This window comes from Marisediminitalea alba (genome assembly GCF_002993365.1).
In the GTDB taxonomy this organism is placed as follows: domain Bacteria; phylum Pseudomonadota; class Gammaproteobacteria; order Enterobacterales; family Alteromonadaceae; genus Alteromonas; species Alteromonas alba.
The window spans coordinates 1-3866 of record NZ_PVNP01000140.1 but is presented as its reverse complement, the minus strand read 5'-3'; the positions used below and the strand labels follow the sequence as shown (position 1 = coordinate 3866).

Genomic DNA, 3866 nt, shown 5'->3' with positions numbered 1-3866 from the left:
TCCAGCAGCACAGAGAAATCACAAACCTCTTTTTCTCCGGTCTGATTATGAGAAAAAGAGCGTAAGTCGCTAATGATATTTTTAACCCGTTGCAGACCATTAAAAGAATCAGCGACGATTGCTCTGATATCTTCCAAAATAAACGGTATACCCGCCTGCTCCTCAAATTCACTGAGACTTTGTTTGAGATGAGCCGCTTTTTGATCCTGCTGAATGTCTATGGCAGTTAACAGCTCACTCTGCATGGACTGCAACTGAATAATGTTATCCAGATAGCTATCCATTGAGGAGAAGTTGCTGATCACAAATGACAGTGGATTATTAATTTCGTGAGCGATGCCCGCTGCCATACGCCCGATACTGGCGAGCTTTTCGTTGTGTGCCAATGCCTGTTTAGTGGATTTAAGCTCCAGCAGCGTATCCCGCAGACGGGTATATTGTTTCTTCAGGCTCGACTCAGCCTGTTTGCGCTCTAACAACACCGTAAGCTGCTCGGCGGCCTTATTGATAATCGTAATCTGCTTCATGGAAACCCTATCCATCTCCTGTTCGGGGATCAGGTAAAGCAATAAACATACTACCCGTTTATACACCACGATAGGGAAAGCCAGATAACTGCCAATACGAGTTGTTATAAGCTGAGTAACCGGCTCCAGCCCGCCGCTTTCATCGAGCAGGTGAATTTGTGGGTGCTGTTCCTCAATGGCCTGAGCAAGGCTGGCCGGCAGCCCGCCCTCTGATAACAATGCCTGCATAGTTTTTGCCAGATCGTTGCTGGCAGTATCGGAACCGCGCACCCGAAAACGCGATGTGTTTTCCAGGTAAATTTCGAAACTGCAGTGGGCATGGCATAATCTCGCCAGCGCATTTGAGAAGGTTGAAAGCAGCGCCGTGAGCTTTTCGTCGCCTCGTGAAAAGCGTGTGATACACACCAGCAATTCTGTTTCTGCATCGTGCTGACGGTAGGTGTTTTCAATATACTCAAAAGTGGCCAGCTCCCGTTTGAGCACACTGGCATTAAACTTGGCTTTCGCTTCAGACGCCGTTAAACAGGCATTGATTTGGTACTCTTCCAGCCAGACTACTTCGTCCAGTTGCTGAGTGGGGTTATGCATAAGAATGATACGGGTATCCTGGTTAACCAGCCCCTGACGAATATACTGGGCTACCGACTGACAGAGGGAAATATCATCATCGGAGCCTACACAGAGTATAACCAGTGAGGGCTTACAACTGCGCAGTGTCTTTTTAGCGTTTCTCAGGCTGGTTAATTTTTCGCAGTGCATTGTGTTATCCGGCAAAAATGCCGCTAAGTCTGGACTCTGACCAACCAAAAACACTGGATTTTCCATACATTTACCCAACACTACCGTTTCTGAAAACTCTGCTATATTTGAAAGATAGTCGTTGCCTGCAGTTACGCAAACAATTACGCAGTTTAGAAAAAAGGAAAGTAAAAATGAAGTTAGTGAGATTGGTGTACTACAGCCATGCCTCGCGGGAAATGTCACTTAGCGATCTGAAATCCATTCTCGACACCGCCCGCCGTAACAATCAGGCCGAGGGCATTTGCGGTATGCTTTCTTACGAACAACAATATTTTTTGCAGGCGCTGGAAGGCGAACGCAGCGCCGTTAACGAGCTTTACCTGGATATTGCTGATGACCCCCGCCATGACGAAATCACTATTATCAGCTATGAGGAAATCACCGCCCCTATTTTCAAACAGTGGAAAATGGGCTACGCCGGCGGCAGTGCCGAGTTTACTAAATTACTCAAAGAGATGGGCCAGACTGAGTTCCTGCCGGAAACCATGAGCCCTCAACAGGCTTTTCAATTTCTGCAGCACCTTGCTGGCAATCAGGACAACCTATAAGGCATAGTGGTTAAGCAACCTAAGTTAGCCAGGAGCTATTATGCCCAACGCACAGAGCTACACATCGGTAGACCAGTACATTTCCGCCCTGCCCGAGGAAAAACAGCGGGTAATATCACAGTTACGCCAGACAGTGCTGGAAAACCTGCCAGCCGGATTCAGCGAATGCATCAACTACAACATGATTGGCTATGTGGTGCCCCATCAACGGTTCCCGGCCGGTTATCATTGCAATCCCACTTTGCCTCTGCCCTTTATGAATCTCGCTGCACAAAAGAGTCATTACGGTTTTTATCATATGGGCATCTATGCCATGCCCGAGCTCGAAAGCTGGTTTCGGGCTCGCTACGCAGAGGTGGTGCCTACCAAGCTGGATATGGGTAAGAGTTGTACTCGGTTTAAAAATCCCAAACACATCCCTTACAATTTGATTGGTGAGCTGGTCAGCAAAGTGAGCGTTGATGACTGGATATCGGTTTATCAAAGCCTGAAAAAATGACGCTTTATGACGTTTATTTTTCTACTTTATCAGCGATTTAAACCGCTCTTGTGATAACACCTCTTCTTCAAGTAGGGCTTGTGCAACCTTGCTTATCTGCTCCCAGTATTGCTCAACTAACTCATCTGTTTTCACGGTTGCTTCATCCATCCACTCTTTGACTAACTGCTCAGTCTGAGATTTAAAGTAAACTTCGCCGCTCCATTCATGTATAACGGTAGCGTCTAAGTTGTAACTATCGGGATGCATTCCATACCTGGCAATAGGATTCCAGGCAGACCACATAGCCAGCTTCAAATCACTGCTAGCCCCGGTATCCAAACCTTCATCGCCAAATTGTTTTACCTGAGCAGCTCGACCCGCAAGGGCGACACAAGTCTGCGAGAACCAGAATGCTTTTGTATGATCAACTTCTTGTTCCCTGCTATAAGCCACCATACCTAAAGCTTGTTCTCTTGGTACAATACTAATTTGCTCAATACTTCTTTCTGGCATTAGAACTGTTGAGACAACGGCATGACCGGCCTCATGAAAGGCGGTTTCCGCCAGCATCTTTTCACACTTATCAAGTGACCGTTTAGCGCCATATTTGAGAATATTAATTTCTTCCACTAACGTACTTTGACAAATTTTGTCGGTATTTTTACTTAAAGCCTGTAGCACTGTCTCCCGATGTACCTTCTCTAAATCCGCCCCACTCATACCAGCCGTAAGGGAAACAATTAAATCAAGGTCTATGGCCTCTTCGTAAACGTCGCACTGCAAGAACTTTTCGATAAACCAGCGCCGGGCATTTTTATCCAGGAAAGGAACATGGACATGAAGATCAAGCCTTCCTGAACGTAATAATGCTTCATCAAGTTTATCCAGCCGATTGGTAGCCGCGACAATAAAAACCGCGCCTTTATTTGGCTATTTGCATTCTAAGGTTGGAAATCAGCTTTTCTGCCAAGGCAATGAAAAGGCTCAGTTGGTTGGAAGCTAAAGTATGAGGGGCTGCATTGTACGTTTTTCGGACCTTGAGACTATAAATTTCCCACCCTATTGATCAGTAGATTTACATTAAAATCATATACACACTGTGATGCCAATTCAAGATAAAGGCGCCATTGCTAGTAACTCACTCTCATACCTATAAACGACATCGTCCAGAGCAGACGTTACTGTATCAATTGGTCGAACGCCACTACCCAGAATTTCAGAAGCAGCTTTCACAAAAAGGGAAGTCGTTACCACTTCATGTGGTAAAAGAGTTTGAAGAGTTTCTTAGGTGTGGTCGGCTTGAGCATGGTTTTTTGCGTGTAGTTTGTGACGACTGCAAGCATGAGAAACTGCTGGCGTTCAGCTGCAAACGCAGGGGATTTTGCCCAAGTTGCGGTGCAAGAAGGATGGCAGAAAGTGCCAAGTTGTTAGTTGAAGATGTTCTTCACGGTTACCCTGTACGCCAATGGGTATTGAGTTTACCCATCCCGCTTCGTCTACTTCTAGCTA

At 46.1% G+C, this 3866-nt stretch carries 4 protein-coding genes and 2 pseudogenes; 3 read left to right on the top strand and 3 right to left on the bottom strand.

The window, feature by feature from the left end; genetic code table 11:
• A pseudogene (locus C6Y40_RS12790) lies at window positions 1–1352 on the bottom strand (hypothetical protein); the annotation flags it as partial.
• Window positions 1353–1459: 107 nt separating this feature from the next.
• Between C6Y40_RS12790 and C6Y40_RS12785 the strand changes: the two are divergent.
• Together C6Y40_RS12785 and C6Y40_RS12780 are read left to right on the top strand one after the other, a co-directional pair.
• Window positions 1460–1876, top strand: coding sequence for a BLUF domain-containing protein (locus C6Y40_RS12785; RefSeq protein ID WP_105934910.1), 417 nt, complete (start codon window positions 1460–1462; stop codon window positions 1874–1876).
• A gap of 40 nt (window positions 1877–1916) precedes the next feature.
• A complete protein-coding gene (locus C6Y40_RS12780; protein ID WP_105934909.1) occupies window positions 1917–2375 on the top strand; it encodes a DUF1801 domain-containing protein in 459 nt (152 codons plus the stop codon).
• Window positions 2376–2396: 21 nt separating this feature from the next.
• On the opposite strand, the gene C6Y40_RS12775 is transcribed toward C6Y40_RS12780, so the two are convergent.
• Both C6Y40_RS12775 and C6Y40_RS25565 read right to left on the bottom strand, forming a co-directional pair.
• Window positions 2397–3140 (bottom strand): ATP-dependent metallopeptidase FtsH/Yme1/Tma family protein, encoded by a 744-nt coding sequence (locus C6Y40_RS12775; RefSeq protein WP_105934908.1) that lies wholly within the window; start codon window positions 3138–3140, stop codon window positions 2397–2399.
• Between the two features lie 54 nt (window positions 3141–3194).
• Window positions 3195–3266: pseudogene (locus C6Y40_RS25565) on the bottom strand (AAA family ATPase); the annotation flags it as partial.
• Window positions 3267–3472: 206 nt separating this feature from the next.
• Between C6Y40_RS25565 and C6Y40_RS12770 the strand changes: the two are divergent.
• Window positions 3473–3866, top strand: a 394-nt coding sequence (locus C6Y40_RS12770) for a transposase zinc-binding domain-containing protein (protein ID WP_240621952.1), incomplete at its 3' end; no start/stop codon positions are given.